Origin of the sequence: Chryseobacterium sp. T16E-39 (assembly GCF_002216065.1) — a bacterium.
Taxonomy (GTDB): Bacteria; Bacteroidota; Bacteroidia; order Flavobacteriales; family Weeksellaceae; genus Chryseobacterium.
The window spans coordinates 3,190,702-3,214,391 of sequence record NZ_CP022282.1; the positions used below are offsets into that span (position 1 = coordinate 3,190,702).

Annotated in this window: 26 protein-coding genes; 6 read left to right on the plus strand and 20 right to left on the minus strand. The window is 34.8% G+C overall.

Translation table 11 applies throughout. From position 1 onward, the window contains the following. Positions 1-57: 57 nt before the first annotated feature. The 6 genes from CEY12_RS14375 to CEY12_RS14400 all read right to left on the minus strand — a co-directional run bounded on the left by CEY12_RS14375 (position 58) and on the right by CEY12_RS14400 (position 4,586). A complete protein-coding gene (locus CEY12_RS14375) occupies positions 58-525 on the minus strand; it encodes a macro domain-containing protein (protein ID WP_089029889.1) in 468 nt (155 codons plus the stop codon). A 7-nt stretch (positions 526-532) separates the two neighbouring features. Continuing rightward, the gene (locus tag CEY12_RS14380; protein ID WP_089028337.1) at positions 533-1,441 is read right to left on the minus strand and encodes an NAD(+)/NADH kinase; all 909 of its coding nucleotides are present in this window, start codon (positions 1,439-1,441) and stop codon (positions 533-535) included. 80 nt (positions 1,442-1,521) lie between these two features. Then, positions 1,522-2,496, minus strand: coding sequence for an SPFH domain-containing protein (locus tag CEY12_RS14385; protein WP_228409702.1), 975 nt, complete (start codon positions 2,494-2,496; stop codon positions 1,522-1,524). A 113-nt stretch (positions 2,497-2,609) separates the two neighbouring features. Next, complete coding sequence (locus tag CEY12_RS14390; protein WP_089028339.1) at positions 2,610-3,161, minus strand: 2OG-Fe(II) oxygenase; 552 nt, start codon at positions 3,159-3,161, stop codon at positions 2,610-2,612. Between the two features lie 27 nt (positions 3,162-3,188). Beyond that, positions 3,189-3,731 (minus strand): NADAR family protein, encoded by a 543-nt coding sequence (locus CEY12_RS14395; RefSeq protein WP_089028340.1) that lies wholly within the window; start codon positions 3,729-3,731, stop codon positions 3,189-3,191. Positions 3,732-3,908: 177 nt separating this feature from the next. Continuing rightward, positions 3,909-4,586, minus strand: a complete 678-nt coding sequence (locus CEY12_RS14400; protein WP_089028341.1) for an NUDIX hydrolase — start codon at positions 4,584-4,586, stop codon at positions 3,909-3,911. Positions 4,587-4,720: 134 nt separating this feature from the next. Between CEY12_RS14400 and CEY12_RS14405 the strand changes: the two genes are divergently transcribed. Then, a complete protein-coding gene (locus CEY12_RS14405; protein ID WP_089028342.1) occupies positions 4,721-5,359 on the plus strand; it encodes a DUF1579 domain-containing protein in 639 nt (212 codons plus the stop codon). Positions 5,360-5,399: 40 nt separating this feature from the next. On the opposite strand, the gene CEY12_RS14410 is transcribed toward CEY12_RS14405, so the two are convergent. Further along, entirely contained in the window at positions 5,400-6,548 is a 1,149-nt protein-coding gene (locus CEY12_RS14410; protein ID WP_157676828.1) for a hypothetical protein, read from the minus strand. Between the two features lie 13 nt (positions 6,549-6,561). Continuing rightward, positions 6,562-7,014, minus strand: coding sequence for a T9SS type A sorting domain-containing protein (locus CEY12_RS14415; protein WP_089028344.1), 453 nt, complete (start codon positions 7,012-7,014; stop codon positions 6,562-6,564). A gap of 200 nt (positions 7,015-7,214) precedes the next feature. Here CEY12_RS14415 and CEY12_RS14420 point away from each other — a divergent pair, with 200 nt between their 5' ends. After that, positions 7,215-7,430 (plus strand): hypothetical protein, encoded by a 216-nt coding sequence (locus tag CEY12_RS14420; RefSeq protein ID WP_089028345.1) that lies wholly within the window; start codon positions 7,215-7,217, stop codon positions 7,428-7,430. Between the two features lie 38 nt (positions 7,431-7,468). Here the strand turns inward: CEY12_RS14420 and lepA are convergent, their stop codons facing one another. The 6 genes from lepA to CEY12_RS14450 form a co-directional block, all read right to left on the minus strand. Continuing rightward, on the minus strand, positions 7,469-9,265 hold the full coding sequence (gene lepA / locus CEY12_RS14425) for a translation elongation factor 4 (RefSeq protein ID WP_089028346.1): 1,797 nt from the start codon (positions 9,263-9,265) through the stop codon (positions 7,469-7,471). Positions 9,266-9,345: 80 nt separating this feature from the next. Further along, complete coding sequence (locus CEY12_RS14430) at positions 9,346-10,365, minus strand: hypothetical protein (RefSeq protein WP_089028347.1); 1,020 nt, start codon at positions 10,363-10,365, stop codon at positions 9,346-9,348. A 97-nt stretch (positions 10,366-10,462) separates the two neighbouring features. Next, on the minus strand, positions 10,463-11,494 hold the full coding sequence (locus tag CEY12_RS14435) for a hypothetical protein (RefSeq protein WP_089028348.1): 1,032 nt from the start codon (positions 11,492-11,494) through the stop codon (positions 10,463-10,465). Between the two features lie 95 nt (positions 11,495-11,589). Then, entirely contained in the window at positions 11,590-12,102 is a 513-nt protein-coding gene (locus CEY12_RS14440) for a hypothetical protein (RefSeq protein ID WP_089028349.1), read from the minus strand. Between the two features lie 8 nt (positions 12,103-12,110). Continuing rightward, positions 12,111-12,647 (minus strand): hypothetical protein, encoded by a 537-nt coding sequence (locus CEY12_RS14445; RefSeq protein ID WP_089028350.1) that lies wholly within the window; start codon positions 12,645-12,647, stop codon positions 12,111-12,113. A gap of 10 nt (positions 12,648-12,657) precedes the next feature. After that, positions 12,658-13,215: an RNA polymerase sigma factor gene (locus CEY12_RS14450; RefSeq protein WP_089028351.1), complete on the minus strand. Its 558-nt coding sequence runs from the start codon at positions 13,213-13,215 to the stop codon at positions 12,658-12,660. Positions 13,216-13,310: 95 nt separating this feature from the next. On the opposite strand from CEY12_RS14450, the gene CEY12_RS14455 reads away from it, so the two are divergent. The 4 genes from CEY12_RS14455 (at position 13,311) to CEY12_RS14470 (ending at position 17,832) form a co-directional block, all read left to right on the plus strand. Further along, positions 13,311-14,060 (plus strand): Rossmann-like and DUF2520 domain-containing protein, encoded by a 750-nt coding sequence (locus CEY12_RS14455; RefSeq protein WP_089028352.1) that lies wholly within the window; start codon positions 13,311-13,313, stop codon positions 14,058-14,060. After that, a complete protein-coding gene (locus tag CEY12_RS14460; protein ID WP_089028353.1) occupies positions 14,050-14,568 on the plus strand; it encodes a KdsC family phosphatase in 519 nt (172 codons plus the stop codon). The genes CEY12_RS14455 and CEY12_RS14460 overlap by 11 nt, the downstream gene beginning before the upstream one ends. 8 nt (positions 14,569-14,576) lie before the next feature. After that, positions 14,577-15,131 (plus strand): Maf family protein, encoded by a 555-nt coding sequence (locus CEY12_RS14465; protein ID WP_089028354.1) that lies wholly within the window; start codon positions 14,577-14,579, stop codon positions 15,129-15,131. A gap of 85 nt (positions 15,132-15,216) precedes the next feature. After that, on the plus strand, positions 15,217-17,832 hold the full coding sequence (locus tag CEY12_RS14470) for a tetratricopeptide repeat protein (protein ID WP_228409703.1): 2,616 nt from the start codon (positions 15,217-15,219) through the stop codon (positions 17,830-17,832). 16 nt (positions 17,833-17,848) lie between these two features. Here the strand turns inward: CEY12_RS14470 and tsaB are convergent, their stop codons facing one another. The 6 genes from tsaB to rnr form a co-directional block, all read right to left on the minus strand. Beyond that, positions 17,849-18,529 carry a tRNA (adenosine(37)-N6)-threonylcarbamoyltransferase complex dimerization subunit type 1 TsaB gene (gene tsaB / locus CEY12_RS14475; RefSeq protein WP_089028355.1) on the minus strand — a complete coding sequence of 227 codons (681 nt, stop codon included), beginning with the start codon at positions 18,527-18,529 and terminating at the stop codon, positions 17,849-17,851. Positions 18,530-18,608: 79 nt separating this feature from the next. Further along, positions 18,609-19,358, minus strand: coding sequence for an SDR family NAD(P)-dependent oxidoreductase (locus CEY12_RS14480; RefSeq protein ID WP_089028356.1), 750 nt, complete (start codon positions 19,356-19,358; stop codon positions 18,609-18,611). An 83-nt stretch (positions 19,359-19,441) separates the two neighbouring features. Next, positions 19,442-19,813, minus strand: a complete 372-nt coding sequence (locus CEY12_RS14485) for a YraN family protein (RefSeq protein WP_089028357.1) — start codon at positions 19,811-19,813, stop codon at positions 19,442-19,444. A 30-nt stretch (positions 19,814-19,843) separates the two neighbouring features. Next, complete coding sequence (locus tag CEY12_RS14490) at positions 19,844-20,773, minus strand: LD-carboxypeptidase (protein WP_089028358.1); 930 nt, start codon at positions 20,771-20,773, stop codon at positions 19,844-19,846. Continuing rightward, positions 20,770-21,456 carry a LysE family translocator gene (locus CEY12_RS14495; protein WP_089028359.1) on the minus strand — a complete coding sequence of 229 codons (687 nt, stop codon included), beginning with the start codon at positions 21,454-21,456 and terminating at the stop codon, positions 20,770-20,772. The genes CEY12_RS14490 and CEY12_RS14495 overlap by 4 nt, the downstream gene beginning before the upstream one ends. Before the next feature lie 66 nt (positions 21,457-21,522). Beyond that, on the minus strand, positions 21,523-23,673 hold the full coding sequence (rnr, locus tag CEY12_RS14500) for a ribonuclease R (RefSeq protein ID WP_089028360.1): 2,151 nt from the start codon (positions 23,671-23,673) through the stop codon (positions 21,523-21,525). Between the last annotated feature and the right edge of the window lie 17 nt (positions 23,674-23,690).

The window sequence follows — 23,690 nt, forward strand, 5'->3', positions numbered from 1 at the left end:
TACTGGTCTGTAAAGTATTATTTTTTTTCATTGCTTCTAATTTTATCTGATTGATTTTTATTCAAAATCATAAACATATACTTCAACACCGTTCTTAACCAATGTTTCCTGAATAATCGGTTCAATTTCTTCCCATTTACCTCCTGCTAAACCACAACCAATTCTAGGCATATGAATACTTGCATTTAATTTCAAAGCTTCAGAAGTAATTCTTTTCAAACACTCTTCTACTGCTTTATATCTAATAGGAGGGATACCTTGAGAGTTTGTATTTACTTTATGTTGTCCAATCATATTAGCAATCCATATTTCTGATTCAACATTAATCAATTGAATCTCTCCAAGATTGAAATTGATATCTGATTTAAACCAATTTCTATATTCCTTTTCTGGTGTCTTCCATTTTTTGGAAATAGCCAATACAAAACCTTTTCCCCATCCTCCTATATCATTGCAAATATGTGCAATGATTTTATTTCCTTCTTTTTGCGGATCTGTTGCATCTCCTTTTAAATATTGAATCATCATTTCATTATTTTATTACTAAAACCGCCTCTTCATCAGACAGCCTAATTTCTACTGTTGCCCCGCTATTGAACTGCAGGAAATCCTGTTCAATTCCATCACTAAATATAAAACCATTATTTGGCATTAATGATTCTATGATAAGCTTATTTCCTCTTTTTATACAACCACTGTAAATCTCCGTCTGCGTTGCTTTACTTTTAAATGGCTCTCTCACTGCAAAGTATAGATCATCCTCATTGAGATCAGGATATTCCAAGTCTTTTGATCCTAAAATCCCATAGGCCATATTGAAAATTGAACTGAGCCATCCGGTACTTCCTGTCTTCGTAGAAACAATAATACCACTGGAAGAATGCATCTCTTCTTTTCCATTCACCAGCAGCTTATACCTTGCTGAGCTGTGAGAAGAAACACCAATGAAAAGATCGTTCACTGCGAGGAGCTTTTGTCCATCATTCAATACAGCTTCTGCAAACTTCATTTTCTTTGAACTAAAACTTTCGTTTATTACAGATCGAATGCCATTCAGGAAATTTTTTGTATTAAAAGGAAGCAGTATTCCATCGTATCTTTCCTGATCCGGATTGATCGCTACAATAGGAATGTTCTTTGAATATTTTGCCACATTAGCTACCAAACCATCCTGTCCTACCACTACAATAACATTTTTTTCAGAAAAAATGTAGGAGGATACAAATTCTCTTTCCACCACCTTATTTTTGATCACTGTGGAAAGCTTGGTCTGAACTTCCAGAAATGACTGATAGAACTTTTCATGCTCATTAACATATTCCTGGAAGTTTCCTCCTGAACGTTCAATATAAAACTGAGCCTGGGCTTTGGTATTGAATCTTTCAATCAAAGATTCCAATCTCGTTTTATTCTTAATGATGATGGCATATTCTGGTTTCATGGCTTTATTTTAATTGTAAAATGTACAATGTATTAATGACTGCTTCGATTGGTTATTTTACCCAATTACTTCCCCTTCAATTAGTGCTCTCTTAGAAGGCCTTCCAATAGATCCGGACTTATATTGAGATTTCCTATTTTTCCTGCATTTTCAGCCAATTCCCTGAAGGCAAGGGCAATATTTGATCTTGCATCCTGGTTTCCACTTAATGCACTTAGCACTCTCCAGTCCATTTCTTTATATGGTTTTAAAGAAGTCTCCAATACATAGCCTTGAGTTTCTGCTTCTTTTCTGTCGTTTTCGGTTTTTTGTTCGATCAGTTGTTTCCTTTGATTTTCAACTGAGATATCAGCAGCGATCTTCATTTCTCTTAGGATCTTGTTATTTTCTTCCTGCTGAATTTCAGTTTCCATCCTTTTTTCTTCGATCTGTTTTTGCTTTTCTTCAACAGCAATTTCCGTATTCAGCTCAGATTCTTTAATCTTTCTTTCCTGTTCTACAGCAAAATTTCTTCTTTCATAAATCGCTTCATCTGCCTGTTGTTGTAGTTTTTCCCTGGTCTCTGTTTCCAATGCTCTCGCCATTTCCGGTGTGGTTTGAACCGCCAGGATACTTGCTCCTAAAATTTCAATTCCCATGGTCTGGATTGTTTCAGAAGTTTTAAGTCCTTCTAAAATATGTTCTTCAATCTTTTTGGCAGAACGAATGGCATCCTTTAAATTCATTTCATGAATAAATGAAGATGTGGAAGTCTGAGCCAGGTTAATGATCCGCTGGTTAAGCTTTTCGACATCATTTTTCTTATAGACCCCAGATTCGTTGACAGTAAAATCTAATGTATTCGACAAAGTTTTAGGATCAATGATCTTATAACTGATCTGCCCCTGGATTTTTACAGTTTGATAATCAAATGTATCTTCATTAAAAATAAACGGCAGGTCGTTACTTCCCATCGGAATCGCTACGATAGAACTGTTTGGAGCAAAATAGAAGAATGATAAGCCTCTACCTTCTCTTACGGTTTTCCCATTTTTAAAATGAAGAACGTAAGTCATTGAATCGAATTTGATGTGTCTGAAACCAAACATAGCTTTAAGTTTTAAAAATTAATATTTGTGTCGTTTTTACGCTAATTAAAACAGACACGAGTTTACATAAATTGTATGTGCTATTTTTCATTAATGTACATGACATCTGTACGAAGCACATATTTTTCTCCAGTGATCAGTGTGTTTCCCTCATGTCGTAAAGGGTGATGAAAAACCAACGCTGTCCCTTTCTTAGGAGTCACGGTAAACAGGTTTTCAAATTCAGTTTCACCACCTTCAAAATCATCATTCAAATACATTAAAAAGGTGTAGAAACTTTTCTCATTTTCGTTTCTGATATAGCTTCCGTCTCTGTGCATTTTAAATCTTTGCCCGGAAGAATATTTATAAACCCTGAACATTTCATTAAAATCCTTGATCATATAAACACCGTGATTCTGAGGAAGAAATTTAAGGGCTCTCGTAAACAAGGACTCTGCTATTTCTTTGTCAAAGATCATTAACCTGTCATTGTTTCGAATCCCTTTATTCATAAGCTGCTGCCCATTCATATTGATTTTTGCCTCTTCAAAAGACCTTTCGTCGGACATTCTGATATAGGTTTCACATTCTTTATCGGTAAGAAAATCCTCAATCAGAAAGATTTGCGGGTGTAATTCGATCTTTTCCATGATTTCTATTTTGTAATTATGATTGCGTTATATTTTTAGCTCATCTCTAACTTCCATCAAAGCAAACCCCAAAAGATTTTCTCCTCTCCATTGGTTTGGATTCTCTGCTTTAGCATCTGATTCCAGCATTCCAATACCCCAGATTGTGTCATAAGGACTTGCTTCAACAATAATCTTATCTCCTGTTGATAAAAGAAATTCTTTGAGCTCTGCATTCTGTGAAAATTTTAAAAAATTCCCTTTTTTTACAATTTCATATTTCTTCTTATCCCAAATATGAGAGTCAAAGTTCTTGATCTTTCTTCCCAGACCTTTTACCTCCTTCGGATCTTCTATTTCAATAATAATCTGTCTCGTTCCTTCGTCATTAAACAATCTTGCTTTTTCTGCCATCATGTAATGTTCTGCTGTTTTGTATATCATCCCCTCATCTTCAAATTCGGCAGGAAACCATTGACTAAAACAAGATTTTGTAATCTTATCTTTCACAGTATGTCCCCAGAAGAATAGAAAATCTGGTTGTTCTTTATTTTGGAATCTTTCGATGATATTTTGCAAGTTGTATTTCATGATTGCGTTATTATTACACAAATATAGAAAGATATCATATTTCCATCCAAATTTATTTGCGTTTAATTTACACTAATTAAGTAACACATTGGTTTACAGCTTATTTATTTTAACTTCCTTAAATGACAAAATAAAAAAACGGGCTAAAACCCGTTTTTGTTGATATAAATTTTTAATCTATTTAATCTCAAAATAAAATCCCTGCTCTTCAAGTTCCTTGTACTTCTCTTGATTGAACGTAAACAATTTTCCCGGTCTTCCACTTCCTTCTTTTTTCAGATTATTGGTCTCATTAAGAAGTCCATAACTCATTATTTTCTTCCGAAAATTTCTTCGGTCAATTTCTTGTCCAACGATAGTTTTATAAAGGTTCTCAAGATCTGAAAATGGGAACTCCTCATTAAGAAGATTAAAACCGATAGGATGGTATTGAATTTTTGTGCGAAGTCTTTTTAAAGCAATATCTATTATACTTTTATGATCAAAGGCCAGTTTTGGTAATTGGTTCACACTGAACCATTGGGCATCTTCTGCATCAGAATCTGCAAAAAGTTCATGATAAGAAGGATTAACCAGCCCTAAATAAGCCACAGAAACCACTCTGTTTCTCGGATCCCTACCCACATTACCAAAAGTATAGAGTTGTTCTAAAAAATCGGGTCTTATGCCCGCTTCTTCATGCAATTCCCTTTTTACAGCATCATCCAGGTTTTCATCATCCAAAACCAATCCTCCGGGTAAAGCCCAGCCTCCTTTAAAAGGATCAATTTTTCTTTTTATTAAAAGGACCTGAAGATCTTTTTTATCAAAGTATCCAAATATAACAGCGTCTACCGCTACTTTAATATCCTGCATAATATAGTTTGCGTTGTGAGTACACAAAGCTACAGTTTTGAATTAAAATTTTCAGTATCAAAAGAATAAAAAGTGACAAAATAAAATTCCTTACCTTTAAGTTAAGATTATAACCAACTTAAAATTAAATATTTATGAAAAATCTAATGTTCATTTTATTCGCTGCATTTTTATTAACTGCATGTGAAAAAGGAAAGCCTGGTATGGGTAAAGAGTCCGGTACACCCACAACCGACTCTACAACGTGGAAACCTGTAGATTCTGCTACGGCAATGAAAGCATGGATGGAATATTCTACTCCCGGAGATATGCATAAAATGCTAGCCAAATCCGACGGAATATGGTCCGGAGAAACAACAATGTGGATGGAGGAAGGAGGAAAACCAATGAAAAGTACATCTGAGAGTACCAATAAGATGATCTTTGGCGGACGTTATCAGGAAAGTGTTCACAAAGGAAATATGTGGGGAATGCCTTTTGAGGGAAGAAGTATCGTCGGATATGATAATGCAACAAAGAAGTTTGTAAGCACCTGGATGGATAATATGGGAACAGGAATCATGTATACTACCGGAGAATGGAATGCTGCAAAAAAATCAATTGAATTTAAAGGAAAAATGCCAGACATTACAAGACCCGGAAAAGAGTGCGATGTAAGGGAGGTCTTTACATTCGTAGATGACAATACGCAAATTATGGAAATGTACGGTCCCGGATCAAAAACAGGAAAGGAAATCAAAACGATGGAAATAAAATTCACCCGTAAGAAATAGAATAAAAAAAACCGCTTCTTTTTGAAGCGGTTTTTTTATCTTAATTTGTTTCTGACGAACTTGTTACCGGAACGCTGAAATTGTTATTTAAATAATTAACGTTATAGATCTGATTACTCCATGTTCCTGTCTTCGAATTGAACACATAAACTTTCCTGTCATACTTATCAATAAAGATGAAATTCCCGTTTGACCCTGTTACATCAGGGACAATCATGTTATTGTTATAATAATTAATGTTGAATACCTGTGAAGCCCATGTCATTGTTTTGGCATTGAATACCGAAACCTTATGATCATATTTATCCGCGAAAGCAACATTACTTCCAGAAGTAACAGCCACAGGAGTACTGCCATTGCTGTTATAATTACCATTAAAGACCTGTGATGACCAGTTTCCGCTTACATAGTTGAAAACATACATCTTATGATCGTATTTGTCAGCAAACATCAGGTTTCCATTGGACAATGGAACCAAAGTAGGAGTGGAAAAGTTATTATTTAAATAATTAACGTGATAAACCTGCGATGCCCATGCTCCTGTTCTGGCATTAAAAACATATACTTTTCTGTCGTATTTGTCGATAAAGATAAAGTTTCCGTTGGTTGAAGTTACCTCAGGGACTGCATAATTATTATTGGCATAATTAACGTTGTAAATCTGAGGAACCCACGTTCCGGTTTTAGAATTAAACGCATATACCTTACGGTCATATTTATCTGTAAAAGAATAATTTACACTCTTATTCTCTATAAGGTCATTCCCCAAAGAAGAATCCGAAGAAGAAAGATCGATCTTTTTAGCAACATATGCATAAGGAACACTCATTAGCTGATTAGTCCCAACATTCGTATAATTACTTCCTCCTGCTGCATCCATCTCTACTTTAACAAATTTAGCATTTGTCGTCCAGTTGATCCCCGAAAACACTCCTGAAACTGCAGTGCCCTGCCCAATATTGAGATTGATAAGACCTTTTGAATTCGTTGTTTTTGAGTGTGTTTCAGTATAGAGGTTGGTTCCTGTCGCAGAATTATCAAGGATGCTGATTTTTAAAGATACTGGTCCATTGACAACTGGATTTCCGGAAGAATTGAAAGCAACTGCCTGATAAGCAAAGCCATTTGGAACCTGAGCGAATAACATGGTTGTAAAAAGCCCTAAAAGGACTGTATATATTTTTTTCATGATATAGTATAGTTTATTTTTTAATAATTTTTACGGGTTTCAATTCGGAGTTATTGAATTTCAAAATATAAACTCCCTGAAGAAGGAAAGACAAGTCAATTCTATTATCAACGATCTTCTGCCGGGAAACGAGTTTACCGGATACATCGTAAACAGAAACTTCGTCCAGTTTAGTGACAGAGGATACTTTAAAATTAATATAACCCGATGTAGGATTTGGATAGATCCCTACTCCTTTATCAGAAACAATCTCGCTGACTCCCAGAACATTTAAAACAGTTTGATAAAGCACTCCCATTGTTCCGGAATTCTGATCATCAGGATTGGTGGGGATCACATAGATCTCTCCTACAGTATGCATGAGGTTTTCATTAGAAACTCCTCCGGAATTCACTCCCCCTATAAGACTTTGGGAACAAACGGAAACAGAAACTAAAAAACCTCCCAATAAGTAGATTTTTTTCATTTAAAATAAATTTTTCACAAATATAATACAAAGAACGTCACTTTAACCAGCAAAAAACATTAAGTTAAGAATCGTAAAAAACACACCTCATTTTCAGTGATTTACCTGAATAACCCTTTGTTTTTATTATAGAAATTTGATCTAAGAAAAGGTCAGGCCGACAACCTTAAAAGTGGGTATAAAAACTAATTAACAATATCATGAATGCAAAAAACTTATTAAGAGTACTTATTGTAATTATCATCATCATTGGAGGAGTAATTATCATTGTAATAGGTAAGAAACCATTTCCGGAACCAGAGTGTATCGTTTGTGGAACTAAATTGATCACTATGCTTGGAATCGTAGAAGTGATCCTTGGCTTAGGAGCATTAGTCGTTCAGAGAAGCCTGTTTGATAAACAGAGAAATCTTTAAAAATAAAAAGACCGATATGATATCGGTCTTTTTTATATTTAATCGTTTAGCTTTAATACGGCCATAAATGCAGATTGCGGTACTTCTACCCTTCCAATCTGTTTCATTTTCTTCTTACCTTCTTTCTGCTTTTCCAAAAGCTTACGTTTTCTGGAAATATCTCCTCCATAACACTTCGCGGTAACATCTTTTCTTAATGCTTTAATGGTTTCTCTCGCAATTACTTTAGCTCCTAAAGCTGCCTGTACTGCAATATCAAACTGCTGTCTAGGAATCAGTTCACGAAGTTTTTCACACATTTTTTTACCAATATAATATGCATTGCTGTCGTGAATTAATGAAGAAAGTGCATCCACCATATCTCCATTGATCAGAATATCCATTTTCACCAATTTAGAAGAACGCATTCCAATTGGAGAATAATCAAAGGAAGCATATCCTTTTGAAATGGACTTAAGTCGGTCATAAAAATCGAATACAACTTCAGCCAAAGGCATATTGAATGTAAGTTCTACTCTGTCTGATGTTAAATAACTCTGGTTAACAATTTCCCCTCTTTTTTCAATACAAAGGGTCATTACGGGGCCAACAAAATCTGATTTCGTAATAATAGATGCCTTAATAAAAGGCTCCTCCACTCTATCAAGGATTGATGGATCCATCATTTCTGATGGGTTATTAATTAAAATCGGAGTTTCAGGATCTTTTTTAGAATATCCATGGTATGAAACGTTAGGTACCGTAGTAATAACGTTCATATTGAATTCTCTATCCAAACGTTCCTGTACAATTTCCATGTGAAGCATTCCCAGGAATCCGCAACGGAATCCAAATCCAAGAGCTGCAGAACTTTCCGGTTCGAAAACCAGAGAAGCATCATTTAGTCTTAGTTTTTCCAGAGAGAATCTTAATTCTTCAAAATCTTCTGAATCAATTGGATAAATTCCGGCAAAAACCATTGGTTTTACTTCCTCAAATCCATCGATTGCTTCAGCAGCAGGATTTTCAAATGAGGTAATAGTATCCCCTACCTTTACTTCTCTTGCATCTTTAATCCCGGAAATAATATAGCCTACATCACCGCATTCAATTGTTTTCTTTGGAACCTGTTTCAGTTTTAAGGTTCCTACTTCATCAGCACCATATTCTTTTCCTGTCGCAAAAAACTTAATTTTTTCGTTTTTGGAAATACTTCCGTTTACGACTTTAAAATAAGCTTCAATCCCTCTGAAAGGATTATAAACAGAATCAAAGATCAATGCCTGTAATGGAGCTTTTGGATCTCCAACCGGAGCAGGAATCCTGTCAACAATTTGTTCCAGCAAATCATGCACCCCTTCTCCTGTTTTTCCGGATACTCTTAAAACATCCTCAGGCTTACATCCTAAAAGTCCAACAATTTCGTCAGTTACTTCTTCCGGATTAGCTGAAGGAAGATCTATTTTATTAAGAATTGGAATGATTTCCAAATCATTTTCCAATGCCAGGTAAAGATTACTAATTGTCTGTGCCTGAATACTTTGAGCTGCATCCACAATAAGAAGCGCTCCTTCACAGGCAGCAATTGATCTGGAAACTTCGTAGGAAAAATCCACGTGTCCCGGGGTATCGATCAGGTTTAAAATATATTTTTCCCCTTTGTATTCATAATCCATCTGGATGGCGTGAGACTTGATTGTAATCCCACGTTCTTTCTCCAAATCCATATCATCCAGGGTCTGAGACTGTAATTCTCTTTGGCTAACTGTATTGGTATATTCCAATAAACGATCCGCCAAAGTACTTTTACCGTGGTCAATATGAGCGATTATGCAAAAATTTCGTATGTTTTTCATTTAAGAACCTTGTAATTTGCAAAGATAAAAAAAAGCAAGACAATTCCTCTCTCTTAATTTTATTGGGTGAAATTAATTTATTATTCGGTTGGAAAATCATATTCCCCGGTTAAAGGATCAATATATATTTCAGTTTTATCACCCTTCTTCATTTTCTTTTGTTCGGCCCCCTGTTGAATAACATCAGCGACACTTCCTATCAAACCAAACATTCCAAGTCCGCTGCTTCCTGCAGGAAACAGATACCCTCTATTGCTGACAATATAAAACCCTTTTTCATTTTGATTTAATTCTAAAAAACCGGATAGTACCCTCTTATAAGCTTTCCCGTTCTCCACATATACAAACATTTTGTATGCTGATATCTTGTTCTTCTTACCATTTTCTTCTTTGATGGCTTTTGTTACCTCTCCTTTATCGTTTTTTTCAAGCAGATAATTCCCGGGTTCCGGCTTTTGATTAAAAAATGAGACATGATCAAGATAAACTCCATCTTTTAATTGATCCCTTTTATAGACTTCATAATTGTTTTTCAGATAAGACTCATAGTCTGAAAGTTCATTCACGGATACTGTATTTCCTATAGGTTTTGCATGATATGTTTTAGTAATAAAAACAGAAAAAATAGTTGATATATTTTTAACCATAAATTCTGCAACATCTTTATGACTCAAAGTAAATACGGTATCTTTTTTATAAAGAAAACGATATTTAGAACCTTCTTTTGAGAAGGTCTGTGCCGAAAAATCAATAGTTCCTATTGTATTTTTTCCTACAGTTTCCCCTACATTTAATTTAAGCTTTTTTAAAACCAGAACCAAAACCGATTCAGATTTTCGGCCTTCATCATTGCTTTTTGAATACCAGCTTCCAAGATCATTCTCCGGAGTTGTAGGAAAAGCTACCTCTTTCATTTCTTTCTGATCTCCAAAAGGAAGTGTTCCTATATTTTTGTCTTCTCTCTGATCAATAACAGTTAAGGATTTATAGGTCTCATTTTCATAATTCCAGATATTCCCTTTAAATTTAATTGTTTCTTTTCCCTGAGAGAAAGTAGTAATTATCATAAAAGAGCATACAATCTGCAGCAGTTTTTTCATCTTTTTAAATTTTCGCAAAAATAGGGATAACTTCCAATTAAAATAGACCTTATGACAAGATTCATAAGGTCCATTATTGATAAGCCGTTATGATAATTTATTTTGAAAAAATATAGGATCCAGTGATAGAATCCAGATAAACATTACAGAACGTTTTTGATGCAAATCCTATATAAATAGCATCTTTATTCGGGTTAGAGCCAGAATCAATTGCTGAGCCAATAATTGCTCCAACTAATCCACCGGCAACAGCCCCAATGACTACTCCCTCATGGCGGCTTTTAGGAATAAGCTCTGCCCGGGAAGAAGCCACCAAAAATCCTTTATCATCTTTTTCCATTTCCAAAAATCCAACAGGCGTAAAGAGATACCCTTTCCCTCCTTCCACATAACAGAAAACTTCATTTATTGAAACAAGTTCTCCTTTATTCTTAACTCTTACCACCTTCCCTTTCTTATTTTTCTCGACATAATGATCCGGTTCGGGCTCCTGATTATAAAAGCTTTTGAAACTCTTGTAAACCCCGTCCTTTAGTATCGGATTATTAAATGCTTTATAACTTTTCCTCAGATACTCATCATATCTTCCTATTTCACTTTCAGGAATAACCAGACCAGAAACAGGACTGGTATAAGAAAGATTAATAAATTGTGTCAAAATACTGGAAATAAGATCCGACAGATAGCCCGGCACACTTGATGTTCTTTGCGGATCCGAAACAATAATACTATCAAAGCGATCAAGAAAGTAATACCTCCCATTTCTTTTGATAAAACTGGAAATTTTAATTTTAGCCTTGCCATAGATATTTTTTTGGTCAGGATCCTGTTCATCGTATACCTTTAGTTCTTCAAGAATAAGAACGATATCAGTTTTTCCCTTGACCTTATTATCTTCATCAAACCAATTTGATATCTGCTTATTCAGATTTCCATCTGCAAACTTTACTTCAATTTTTTCATTTTTCCGCGAAGCTTTGCCCACTATCGTATCCATCCTCTGATCTATTAAAGTTAGGGATTTTGTCATTCCACTCCTGTCTTTAATGTTTTGTGTAAGCTTGATCAGTTCAATCTTCTGGGCAGATACCGACAGCGAAAAAAGAAAGAACAGTAAAAGTTTTCTCATGGTTAATTTTGGGCAAAAATATCACTTTACCTTTAAAATCAAACGACTCTTACAAAAGATTCGTAAGAGTCGTCCAACATTAAAAAAATAAACTATTATGGGTTTTGTTTGGGTGTTCCCGTATTGTTTTCATGATCGTGTGGCTTTCTGTCATTCATTTTATCTCTCATCTTCCACTCTAATTGAAATAATTTCAATACTTTTTGGCAAGGAATCACCTGCTGCATTTTCTCAGCATATTTTCTTCTATTATCCAGTAGTTTTTGCCCAAGGTCAAAACTTTGCTGTAATTTGATCTTTGCTTCCTCATCCGACATCTTATCCGGGTCGTAATTTGGATCAAACTGGCTCTTTATTTGTTTTTGATTTTCTATATATTCATTATATATAGCAGTAAAAGCAGCTTTATCTTTAGCATCTACATTCAGATTGTCCAACATCATATTGTCTCTGAATTTCTTTAAAAGCTCTTTTCTTTCCTCTGGAGAAAGGTTATTTATTATTTCTTTTCTTTGTTTAGGATCCATTTTCTTCCAGTCATAGTCCGTCCTTTGAGCATGTAAAGAAAAACCGTAAATAATAAAAAGGGTAAATAATATCTTTTTCATCTTTCTTGTTAATTATATAAATCTAAATAAACGTCTTCCGTTGAATTCTTAGCTAATTCAGCAATCTCTGAATTAGAGAATGAATCCAAGTATTCGCTCATTTTAGCATCTGTTTGTTTTGAAGCAATCTTTCCTTTCTGAGGCTGTACAACATCTTCTGCTTTATTTTCCTGAGAATACTCTGTATTTTCAACTTTTTTATTTTCAACGATCTGATTTTCACTATTCACTGAATTTAAATCAGATTTCAATGTCTCATAGGCAATCTCGCTTTCACTTTTTGGAGTTGGGTCATTCTGAGCATAGTTCACTTGTGAAATACCCGTATCTTTTATTGTTTTTTGATCTGAATTAAAAACAAAAGTAACTCCAAAGATAATAGCTAATGACGCAGCTGCCGCATAGACCCAATTTAGTTTAAATATGGGAGCTTTTTTATTTGCTTTCACGTCATTCATTACTCTTTCCTGTATGCTATCAAACATATTGTCAGGAACTTTGTAAATGTTTTTACGTTCTAATTTTTCTATATCGAACTCTTTCATCTTTTGTTGGTCAAAAATTATTTTCGTAATTTTCTTTTATATAATCTTCAATCTTTTGTTTGGCATAATGATAATTGGTTTTTAACGTTCCTACAGACATATCTACAATTTTAGATATTTCTTCGTAAGGTAAATCATCATAATACCGCATCATAAATACAAGTTTCTGTTTTTCAGGCAGACTTTGTATAGCGTTCTGTAATAAAATCTGTATTTCGTCGGCATCTTTCTCTGCATTATCTGCTACAAGATTTTGCATATGATATTCAGCATCTTCATCAGTTTTCTGCATTTTTTTCATTTTATTGATTTGCTGTAATGCTTCGTTGGTAGCAATTCTGTACAACCATGTGTACAGCTGACTATCGTTTTTGAACTGATGAAAATTCTGATATGCCTTTATAAATGTGTCCTGCAAAATATCCTGAGCAGCATCACCATCTATAATAATTCTTCTAATATGCCAATACAATCTACTTTGATAAGCATCCATCAAGGCACGAACTCCTTTATCTTGAGTTCGAGGGTTTTGCATCAGCGTAATAATTTCCGCGTCCTTAATCTTCATAGATGCTTTCACTGTTTTGGATTACAAAAATATCTAAAAGTTAAATACTTTGTTCAATTTTCAGTCCAAAACTCATAAAATATTATCTTTGTTATATGCAAATTGTAATTATAGGTTCCGGGAATGTGGCATTCCATCTCGCAAAAGCCTTTGTTCTGAATAACATTCCGTTAGCTCAAATTTTTGGGAGAAATGAAAAGGATTTAGAAAAAATAGCTCTGGAATTACAGATCCCTTATTCAACGGAAAAGTTGGAAGATGCAGATTTATACATTATCTGTGTCAGTGACAATTCTGTAGAAAGTGTTTCAACGATCATTACTAAAAAAGATTGTCTTGTTGCTCATACTTCAGGTTCACTTCCTAAAGAAATTTTAGTCGGGGAGTATAGGAAAGCAAGCTTTTATCCATTACAGACTTTTTCTAAATCTAAAGCGTTGGATTATAAAAAAATTCCTTTTTTTATCGAAACAGATGATGAGAAAGACAAGCAAGTGCTTTTTGAATTAGCAGGGAAAGTGTCTGAAAATGTAATGGAAAGCAGCCATGAAAAAAGAAAATATATCCATCTTACAGCAATTTTTGCCTGTAATTTTGTAAATCATCTTTTCTCCAGGGCTAAAGAAATTTCAGATTCTCAGGAAATCCCGTTCGATTATTTTTTACCAATAATTGATGAAACAGTACAAAAAATTCATGAAATCGATCCTAAGCTTGCCCAAACGGGGCCTGCGGTAAGAAACGATATCCGGGTTTTGGAACTTCACGAAAAACTTTTAAAGGACGAGAGCCTTGAAATATATAAAACAATGAATCATTCTATTAAAGAAATGTATGGGTTATAAAGAAAAATTAAAAGATATCAAAGCATTCGTGTTTGATGTAGACGGCGTATTTACAGATGGAAGTGTATATCTGATGCCTGGAGGAAATATGAGCAGGGTCATGAATGTATTAGATGGTTATGCTGTAGTTAAGGCACTCAAAAACAATTATATAATAGGAGTTATTACTGGTGGAAATGATGAAATGGTAAAACATAGGATCAACTATCTGGGTATTGAGGATTATTATGCTAAATCACATAATAAGATGGTTGATTTTGAAGATTTTAAAAAGAAACACAATCTTAAAAATGAAGAAATCCTGACCATGGGAGATGATCTTCCTGATCTGCACATTATGGAAAATTCTGCAATAGCAGCATGTCCTGAAAATGCAGTTCCTGAGATCAAAGGTATTGCTGATTATATTTCAACAAAACAGGGTGGAAGCGGGGCCGTACGTGATGTTATTGAACAGGTAATGAAAGTACAGGGAAACTGGCACGACGACAATACACAATCGGTATAATTTAAAATATGAAGATCCTTTTAGCATCACAATCACCAAGAAGAAAAGAACTGTTATCCAGTCTTGGATTTGATTTTGAGGTCGTAAAAATAGACTGTGAAGAAATTCTTCCGGATGATATTTCAATAGAAAATGCAGCAGCTTATCTTTCCAAATTAAAAGCTGATACCTTCCGACCTCTTCTGGAGGGAGAGGTTTTATTAACTGCTGATACTGTTGTGGCAATAGATAATCAAATCCTTGGAAAACCAAAAGACACATCTGATGCAAGGAACATGCTGAATATGCTTTCTGGAAAAACCCATCAGGTCTTTACCGGAATTACAATACAAACTTCAGATAGGGTGTTCACAGAAACAGATGTTGCAGATGTGGAACTGGACGAAATATCGGCTGATGAAATTGATTATTATATTGATCATTACAAGCCTTTCGATAAAGCCGGAAGCTATGGAATCCAGGAATGGCTGGGGATGGCAAAGATCACAAAACTATCGGGAAGCTTCTATACCATTATGGGACTTCCCACCCATTTGGTTTACAGAATTTTGAAAGAAATATAAATTTTTCAATATAAAATTTTATTATTTTTACAAAATCATCAAATTGCTGATAATAAAAAGTAGATTAGCAAGTTATATTGAAATAATGAAAAAGAATATTTTATTCCTTTTAGCAACATGCTTTGTTGTTTCCTGTGCTACTAAAGTAAAGAAGCCGGAACAGCGATCAAAGTTTTTAAAAGGTTTTAACACATATTATAACACATTATTTAATGCGAAAGATGCATTAAATAGTGAATTCACGAGCAGGGATAAAGGGCATAAAGATAATTTTTATGCACCGTATATTCCTATACTTACTTATGAAAATCAGCCGTTAGGAAGTGATCTTGGACAGTCTACAGCATTTGCTGAAAATTCTATGAAGATGGCTGATGTGAATAAAGCATCTACAGAAAAAGGAGCGGGCAGGAGTGGCCCTCCAGGTAAGCCAGGGCTTCAGGATATTCCTGGAATGGTGAAAGATAAGGTAAATTCTACGGCATCAGGAATATTGGGGAATGATCCCAATCAGCCTGAAGTAAAAGGAGCCACTACACTTCAAATTGCTGAAGCAAAAGCCTTAAAAGCCATTAATAAATATTCTGTTATCCGAAACGGTGAGGAAAAAAATAAACAGATCTTTGATGCTTATATGATTCTTGTACAATCAAGAATTTATCAAAATAAATCTTTGGAGGCTCTTGATGCTTTAAATTACGTTTTCACCCACATGAAAGAAGATAAGAGATTGCCTTTGGCTAAAGTCTATCAAGGTGAAGCGTACGCACAAATCAAAGATTATCATAAAGCCCAGGAAATTTTCTCAAAATTAAAAGGAGAGGGGATCAGTAAGACTTATGATAAACTACTGAGTATTTATAATTCTGAAGCTCTTCTGGATGCAGGAAAAAAAGAAGAGGCAGTAAAGGAGCTGGACCGGGCCTATGAACTGAACGGCAACAGAAAACTAAAAAGTAGAATTTCTTTTTTAAGAGGTCAGATATTAGAAGGTTTGGGACAAAATGAGAAAGCCAGAGAAAGCTTTATGGCAGCTTATAAATATGCCAATGATTTCGAATTCGAGGTTAAATCTCAGATAGAAATTGCCAAGACATTCAATGGAAAAGGAGATTATAATGGTGCTAAAAACTATTTAGAAAAGATCAGTAACAAGGGAACCTATATGTCCAGAAAAAATGAATTTTATTATGCTTTAGGATTAATGGCCAATAAAGCTGGTAAAAAGGATGAAGGGCAGCAATTCTTTAGAAAATCCCTGGTTGAAAAAGTCTCAGATCCACAGATCCGGGGTTTGGCTTATTATGAGATAGGGAAAAATTATCTTGATAAGAATGATTATATCGGTGCAGGAAGTTATTATGATTCAGCTCTTGCTGTAATGACTTATGAGCCGTCAAAAATTCTTTTACAGGGTCAGTCTGAAAATATAAAAAAGATCTCAAAGAATTATTATCTAATCAAAAAGAATGATAGTATACTCTCTTTAGCAAGAATGACCGATGATCAAAAAAAGGACTTTTTTGCTAAACATATTGCAAAGCTAAAAGCAAAGGAGGAAAGGGAAGAACTGGAAAGACGACGCGCTGAGAGAAGCAAAGGATTTGATACCGGGGATTACAATTCTAATTCAATTTTTGCCAACAGTTCTACTTCTTTCGAAGATTTTGGAACAGCCCCAAAAGGATTTTATTTCAGCAATACTGGAACCGTGAGTAAAGGTACCTCTACGTTTAAGCAGGTTTGGGGAGACAGAGCATTAAGTGACAACTGGCGGTTTTCAAAAAAAATGTCTTCTATTGATGATATGAAGAATGAAGCATTAGGAGTGACTTCTGTTCCTGATCCGAGACGTTTTGAACCTGCCTTTTATATTGAACAGATTCCTACAGATGCCGGAAAATTAGGCCAATTGAAAAAAGACCGGGATACTGCTTCTTTAGGGCTTGGAATTATGTATCAGAATTATTTTACCAATACTCCGCTAGCAACAAAAACATTGTATGACCTTGTGGATGTAAAGCCTGAGGAAAAGGTAATGCTACAGGCGCTATATGAGATTTTTGCAATGAATTATGAAAAAAGTCCTCAGGCAGGAGAAAAGGCAAAACAAATGCTACTGACTGATTATCCTTATACTTCATATGCTGAATTTGCAAGAAATCCTAAGAACAATACTTTTGTAAAATCTTCTGAAGAGGTTGAAAATGAATACAAACGAGCCTATGCCTTATTTGAAACTGAAAAATTTGGAGAAAGTAAGGATGTAATTGATCAGACAATTCAGAAATATCCTAAGGATGCCCTGGTTCCGAAATTGTATTTATTGAATGCTTTTAACACAGGAAAATCCAGTGGTAAGGAAGTAATGATTCTGCAGCTGGAACAAATTGCTCTAAACTATGCAAAGACTCCTGAAGGCATAAAGGCCAAAGAGATGCTGAACTATCTTAAAACTGAGCTGGCTTTCCAGGCCACAGACAATAAAGGAAATGCAGTTCCTCAAAACCAGAATAATGTCCCTACACAGCCAGGATCTAACTTAAACAATAACGTTCCTCCTGTTCAGGATAATAATATTCAGAATCCAAATACACAATCTCCGGTCAATAAAACGCCGAAAAAGATTGGAAATCCGGATCAGGCTAAACAGGATCTCAAAATGCAGAATCCAAATGCACAACCTGCAAAACCAAAATAAAATAAAAAAGCGAAGATCAATCTTCGCTTTTCTTTTTCTTTACTCCATGAAAGTCTTTTAAATAAAAAGGCTCAAAGTAAGCAATATCTTCAAAATCTTTGTTATCTATTTTTTCAAGTGTTTTCTTTATCAGATGCTGTGCAGAAGGGTAGATGTCTTCGTTATATTCAGCATTGGGAAGCTGTAAGATCTCTTTTGCTTTTTTAGCACCATCACCAACGAAAAGTATTTTTTTATCAATCAATTCGATAAAAGAATTTTCATCCAGGATCATAGCTTCTGTTGCAGAAACTTCTTCTCCCGTAGTTCCGTCATAAACAGCTGTATAAACCTCCATTCTTCTTGCATCGACTAAAGGGACTATAAAATCATAGTTTTGACCTACAAAGGGCTCTTTCATGCTTTCTAAAGAATTTACTGCGATAAGCGGAATTTTCAATCCATAACAGAACCCTTTTGCTGAAGCTGCACCGATTCGAAGACCTGTATAGGAGCCGGGGCCTTTACCTAATGAGATCGCCTCAATCTCTTTCATTGAAATCCCTGCACCTTCCAATGCCCATTCTACAAAGGTATGTAAGCTTTCAGATTGTTTATAGTTTTCAGAAACTTCCTCACACGCACACAAAAGCTTTTCCCCATCTGAGATGGCCACTGAGCAGTTTTTGGAAGAGGTTTCAAGATATAATATTTTCATTTTTTTCAGGCTTAACTGCAGATTTTACTAATGGGTAAAATGCTTTTAAATAATCTCTGCAAATTTAATTCTTTTAAATCTATTTTCTATAGATTGTTCTCGGTTCACTTTGAGCACTGGGATAAATCGTCATGTCAGAAACATTCACATGCTTGGGAGCATTCACACAATAGACAATAGCATCAGCAATATCTTCAGCTTTTAAAGGTTCATAACCTGCATATACTGTGGAGGCTCTTTCATTATCTCCTTTAAATCGGACTAAAGAGAAATCTGTTTCTACAGCACCAGGCTGAATATTAGTTACCCTGATTCCGAATTCCGTCAGTTCTAAACGCATCCCTTCAGAAATAACGTCCACTGCTTTTTTGGTTGCACAGTATACGACACCGTTTATATAAGTCTGCCTTGCAGCTACAGAGCTGAGATTAACAATATGACCGGAGTTTCTCTCTTTCATTCCGGGAATAAGCATTTTAGACACGTATAAAAGTCCTTTTACGTTTCCATCGATCATAGAATCCCAATCATCTGTTTTTCCTGCTGAAAGAGGATCTAAACCATGAGCATTTCCAGCATTATTAATCAGAACATCAATATTCTGCCATTCTGCCGGCAAAGAGTTGATGGCATTTTCCACTTGTTCGAGGTTGCTTACATCAAATTTTAAACTTATTACCTCTGTAAAAGCGGATAGCTCAGTTTTTACAGATTCCAGTACTTCACTTCTGCGTCCACAGATGATGATCCTGTTTCCTTGTTGAGCAAATAATTCGGCTGTTGATTTTCCTATTCCGGAAGTAGCTCCGGTTACTAATATGGTTTTCATAAGATTTTTAATTTTTTATATAACAATCTAACGCTGAAAAAATCATTGGTAAACTGTTAAATTGATATGTTGTTACCCTAACGTCAGTTGGCATCAAATGATTCAAAAGCATCGGCTATATGTTCAAGAACCAGTTTCCTTTTTTCATCAGGCAGAACTGATATGATGTCAAAGCGAACTTCCTGATCTTTGTTAAATTCCTCCAGATAATGATTAGCTGCTGAAACAATAGATCTTATCTTCGTTTTTGTAACAGCTTCCTGAGGCAAAATAAAAGCATCTGTAGAACGTGCTTTTACTTCGGTAATAATGATGAGATCATCTTTTTCGGAAATAATGTCGATCTCTGCTTTTTGAAATCGAAAATTTCTCGCCAGAATCTTATGTCCATTCTTTTGCAGATATTCTACAGCCATATCTTCTGCTAATTTTCCAAAATCATTGTGAGTGGCCATTTTTATTTAATTGAAAGATTACCTGATAATTTAAAACTCAATTTTAACCTTAGTTCCGATCTTCATCTTCACATTTCCACCGATAATCAAGGGTCTGTTATCTTTAATGTGTCCATTTGGAAATCTAAAAACTGTAGGAAATTTATATTTCGAAATTCTTTCAGAAATCAACTGATAGGCAAAACCATCAAAACTTTCTTCGTAGCTTTTATTATCTTTTTCGTCACCCATATTCGTCATTCCCCCTACAATGAGTCCTTTTATCTTCTTGAATACTCCCGCCAATTCCAGGCTCATGATCATTCGATCAAGAGCATAAAAATTCTCGCCGATATCTTCAATAAACAATACTTTATCTTTAAAATCAAAAGAGTAGGGAGTCCCTAACAGAGCATAGATAAGAGCAAGATTTCCTCCAATCAGCTCTCCATCAACCTCACCTTCTTTATTGAATTGATTTTTACTGATCGTGTAGTGTAAGGATTTCCCTTTCAAAACATCAAAAAGAAGATCATAACTTGCACTCGTAACTCCAAAACTAGATGTTTTAATAGTCTGTCCGTGAATAGATGCAAACCCTTTTTTAAGAAGATAGCTCTGGATGACGGTATTGTCTGAATATCCAATATACCATTTAGGGTTTTCAGTAAATTTCTTAAGGTTTAAATGCTGAACCAGATGCTGGCAGCCATATCCTCCTCTGGAAGCCCAGATTGCAGAAATATCAGGATCATTTAAAGCCCAGTTGATATCATTTAATCTTTCCTTTTCTGTTCCTGCATAATTATATCCATTTGAAAATCTGGTATAAAGATGTTCTCCTAAAACAGGTTCAAAACCTTTTGCCTTGATCATTGCAATTCCTTCTTCAAGTTGGGAAGCATCTACAGCTCCAGCAGGGGAAATAACAGCTATTTTATCGCCTTTTTTCAGGGACTTCGGAAAGATATTTTTTTTCATTTTGTTTTTTGAAATTTGACTTCTTTTTTCTCAGCTTCTTCTAATCTTTTATCAAATTGATTAAATTTTTTAAAGCTTTGCAAAAAGATAAAGAAACTAAAAACGATCAGGATACATCCAACAATTCTTCTGATTTTGTTGGCTAAAGTTTGCGTCAATTTGTCGTGGAACTGCTTGGCAAGAAATATTTTAGCCAGGTCAATACAGAGATAAGTCCCGATTACTAAACCGATATAAAGGATAAAATTACTAATATCTGGATATTGATTTCTGACAGAAATTACAGTTACTAACCAGAAAAGAATAACCCCTACATTCAAAAGGTTAAAGAAAAAACCATTAATAAAAGTCTTAAAATAATTTTGATTAATGATTCTTTCTTCTCCAGGCATATGCATCTTTGTTTTGGTAACCAGCATAACGATCCCATACACAAAAATAAGAATGGACGTTATCCTGTAAAATCCGGGATGCTTATCTATTAAACTGACTAAATCTGCACTCGCATAATAAGCTGCCACGATACACAACAGATCTGCTGTAATAACTCCGAGATCAAGAGCCAGAGCATGCCGAGGACCACGTGAGAAGCTGGTTTCAATTAAAAGGAAAAAAATAGGTCCTATAAAAACCAGGCTTAACATAAATCCTAATATGACCGCAGATAGTACAAGTTCAAACATTTAATATGGCTTTAAAATGGAAAAATATCCATCTCATTTTGTACAAATTTAAACTTTATGATTTAATTAATCAACAATCTTGAAATCCAGTTGTTTCTGAATTAAGTTCGCTTTCACTACTTTGATCTGAACTTCATCTCCCAACTGATATTTTTTACCTGTCCTTGAACCATATACTGCATGGGTTGCTTTATCATAAACATAAGAATCATCTACTAGATCTCTCAATTTGATTAATCCCTCTGCACCATTGTCAGGAATTTCAACCCAGAAACCAAATTCTGCAACTCCGGAAATAACTCCTTTGAAATTTTCTCCCAGGTGTTTTTCCATGAATTTTACCTGCATGAATTTAATAGAATCTCTTTCTGCATCCGCAGCTAATCTTTCCATCGCGCTACAGTGCTTTGCTTTTTCTTCCAATTCATTTCTATCCGGAGATTTTCCACCATCCAGATAATGCTGTAGCAAACGGTGAGCAAGTAAATCAGGATAACGACGGATAGGAGAGGTGAAGTGAGAATAATATTCAAATCCTAAACCATAATGTCCGATAGGCTCAGTGGAGTAGACTGCTTTACTCATACTTCGCATGGCTAAGGTTTCAATCATATTTTCTTCTCCTTTCCCTTTTACATCATACAATAACTTATTCAAAGATTCAGCTACTTTCTTTGTGTTGGCAAGATTCATCTGATATCCAAATGTAGAAACAAAATCTCTTAATGCTTCTAATTTTGCAGGATCCGGATCATCATGAACTCTATATATAAAAGTATTGTTCGAAACTCCTCCTTTGTTCGTTAAAGAAACAAACTCTGAAACTTTTTTATTGGCTAAAAGCATAAATTCCTCAATCAGGTGATTTGAATCCTTGCTTATTTTAAAGTAAACGCCAATAGGCTGATTATTTTCATCCAGATTAAATCTTACTTCACTTCTATCAAATGTAATGGCTCCATTATTAATACGTTCCTGACGCATAATTTTAGCCAGTTTGTCCAGTACAAGAATTTCTTCCGTTAAATCTCCCTGCTGGGTTTCGATACGTTCCTGAGCTTCTTCATAGGTAAATCTCCTATCCGAATGAATAACCGTTCTTCCAAACCATTGTTTCTGAATTTCTGCATTGTCATTCAATTCAAAAACAGCTGAGAAGGTATATTTATCTTCGTTCGGGCGAAGTGAACATACATCATTACTTAATACTTCCGGTAACATAGGAACTACACGATCCACCAAATACACTGAAGTAGCTCTTTGATAAGCTTCATCATCTAAAATAGTTCCAGGAACTACATAATGAGAGACATCAGCGATATGAACACCAATTTCCCAATTTCCATTTTTTAATTTTTGGATGGATAATGCATCATCAAAATCCTTTGCATCTTTAGGGTCAATTGTAAATGTGCAGACATTACGCATATCACGACGTTTTGCAACTTCATCATCCGTAATCTGTCTGTTGATCTTATCTGCATCCTGTTCTACTTCTTCCGGAAAATCATATGGCAAACCATATTCAGCTAAAATGGAGTGTATTTCTGTTTCATGTTCTCCCGGAGCCCCTAAAACTTTGATGATTTCTCCTTCAGGGTTTTTATCTCCAGGTTTCCATTCCGTCATTTTTACGACTACCTTATCTCCATCTTCAGCACCTCCAAATTTTCCTTTAGGAATGAAAATATCTGTATTGATCGATTTTTTATCGCAAACAACAAATCCAAAATCTTTATGGGTAACTACCTGCAGGGTTCCTACAAATTCGGTTCTGGTTCTTTCCAAAACTTCTAAAACAGAGCCCTCAAGTTTTTTACCTTTATACGTATATGTTACTATTAATACTTTATCGCCTTGCAAAGCATCTTTTACATTTTTCGAATGGATAAAAATATCATCTTCCATTCCATCTACATTCACATAAGCATTTCCGGATTGATTGAAATCAATAACTCCCGTTAATGTTCCTGCAATATTTAAATTGATAATGTATTTTCCTTTATCAGTTTCTTTAATTTTTTCTGAAGACTGCAGCTTATGTAAAGCCTGGATCACCATTTCCCTCTGTCTGGGATTCTTGTAATCGATTCCATCAGCGATCTGTTTATAATTATAGACTTTTGATGAGTTTTCATTCATAAATCTGAGGATCAATCTCCCGATCTCCATTAATTTATGGTCATTTTTTTGACTTATATATTTTCTTTTTTTCATTTTTTAAAAATTATTTT

Bases quoted from the DNA above. Each gene is read 5' to 3' on its own strand.
- CEY12_RS14460 (WP_089028353.1), top strand. From the start codon at position 14,050: ATGGGTTATAAAGAAAAATTAAAAGATATCAAAGCATTCGTGTTTGAT.
- CEY12_RS14390 (WP_089028339.1), bottom strand. From the start codon at position 3,161: ATGGAAAAGATCGAATTACACCCGCAAATCTTTCTGATTGAGGATTTT.
- CEY12_RS14420 (WP_089028345.1), top strand. From the start codon at position 7,215: ATGAATGCAAAAAACTTATTAAGAGTACTTATTGTAATTATCATCATC.
- lepA (WP_089028346.1), bottom strand. From the start codon at position 9,265: ATGAAAAACATACGAAATTTTTGCATAATCGCTCATATTGACCACGGT.
- CEY12_RS14380 (WP_089028337.1), bottom strand. From the start codon at position 1,441: ATGAAACCAGAATATGCCATCATCATTAAGAATAAAACGAGATTGGAA.
- CEY12_RS14395 (WP_089028340.1), bottom strand. From the start codon at position 3,731: ATGAAATACAACTTGCAAAATATCATCGAAAGATTCCAAAATAAAGAA.
- CEY12_RS14435 (WP_089028348.1), bottom strand. From the start codon at position 11,494: ATGAGAAAACTTTTACTGTTCTTTCTTTTTTCGCTGTCGGTATCTGCC.
- CEY12_RS14375 (WP_089029889.1), bottom strand. From the start codon at position 525: ATGATTCAATATTTAAAAGGAGATGCAACAGATCCGCAAAAAGAAGGA.
- rnr (WP_089028360.1), bottom strand. From the start codon at position 23,673: ATGAAAAAAAGAAAATATATAAGTCAAAAAAATGACCATAAATTAATG.
- CEY12_RS14440 (WP_089028349.1), bottom strand. From the start codon at position 12,102: ATGAAAAAGATATTATTTACCCTTTTTATTATTTACGGTTTTTCTTTA.
- CEY12_RS14445 (WP_089028350.1), bottom strand. From the start codon at position 12,647: ATGAAAGAGTTCGATATAGAAAAATTAGAACGTAAAAACATTTACAAA.
- CEY12_RS14410 (WP_157676828.1), bottom strand. From the start codon at position 6,548: ATGAAAAAAATATATACAGTCCTTTTAGGGCTTTTTACAACCATGTTA.
- CEY12_RS14495 (WP_089028359.1), bottom strand. From the start codon at position 21,456: ATGTTTGAACTTGTACTATCTGCGGTCATATTAGGATTTATGTTAAGC.
- tsaB (WP_089028355.1), bottom strand. From the start codon at position 18,529: ATGAAAATATTATATCTTGAAACCTCTTCCAAAAACTGCTCAGTGGCC.
- CEY12_RS14405 (WP_089028342.1), top strand. From the start codon at position 4,721: ATGAAAAATCTAATGTTCATTTTATTCGCTGCATTTTTATTAACTGCA.
- CEY12_RS14430 (WP_089028347.1), bottom strand. From the start codon at position 10,365: ATGAAAAAACTGCTGCAGATTGTATGCTCTTTTATGATAATTACTACT.
- CEY12_RS14480 (WP_089028356.1), bottom strand. From the start codon at position 19,358: ATGAAAACCATATTAGTAACCGGAGCTACTTCCGGAATAGGAAAATCA.
- CEY12_RS14485 (WP_089028357.1), bottom strand. From the start codon at position 19,813: ATGGCCACTCACAATGATTTTGGAAAATTAGCAGAAGATATGGCTGTA.
- CEY12_RS14470 (WP_228409703.1), top strand. From the start codon at position 15,217: ATGAAAAAGAATATTTTATTCCTTTTAGCAACATGCTTTGTTGTTTCC.
- CEY12_RS14490 (WP_089028358.1), bottom strand. From the start codon at position 20,773: ATGAAAAAAAATATCTTTCCGAAGTCCCTGAAAAAAGGCGATAAAATA.
- CEY12_RS14465 (WP_089028354.1), top strand. From the start codon at position 14,577: ATGAAGATCCTTTTAGCATCACAATCACCAAGAAGAAAAGAACTGTTA.
- CEY12_RS14450 (WP_089028351.1), bottom strand. From the start codon at position 13,215: ATGAAGATTAAGGACGCGGAAATTATTACGCTGATGCAAAACCCTCGA.
- CEY12_RS14415 (WP_089028344.1), bottom strand. From the start codon at position 7,014: ATGAAAAAAATCTACTTATTGGGAGGTTTTTTAGTTTCTGTTTCCGTT.
- CEY12_RS14455 (WP_089028352.1), top strand. From the start codon at position 13,311: ATGCAAATTGTAATTATAGGTTCCGGGAATGTGGCATTCCATCTCGCA.
- CEY12_RS14400 (WP_089028341.1), bottom strand. From the start codon at position 4,586: ATGCAGGATATTAAAGTAGCGGTAGACGCTGTTATATTTGGATACTTT.
- CEY12_RS14385 (WP_228409702.1), bottom strand. From the start codon at position 2,496: ATGACTTACGTTCTTCATTTTAAAAATGGGAAAACCGTAAGAGAAGGT.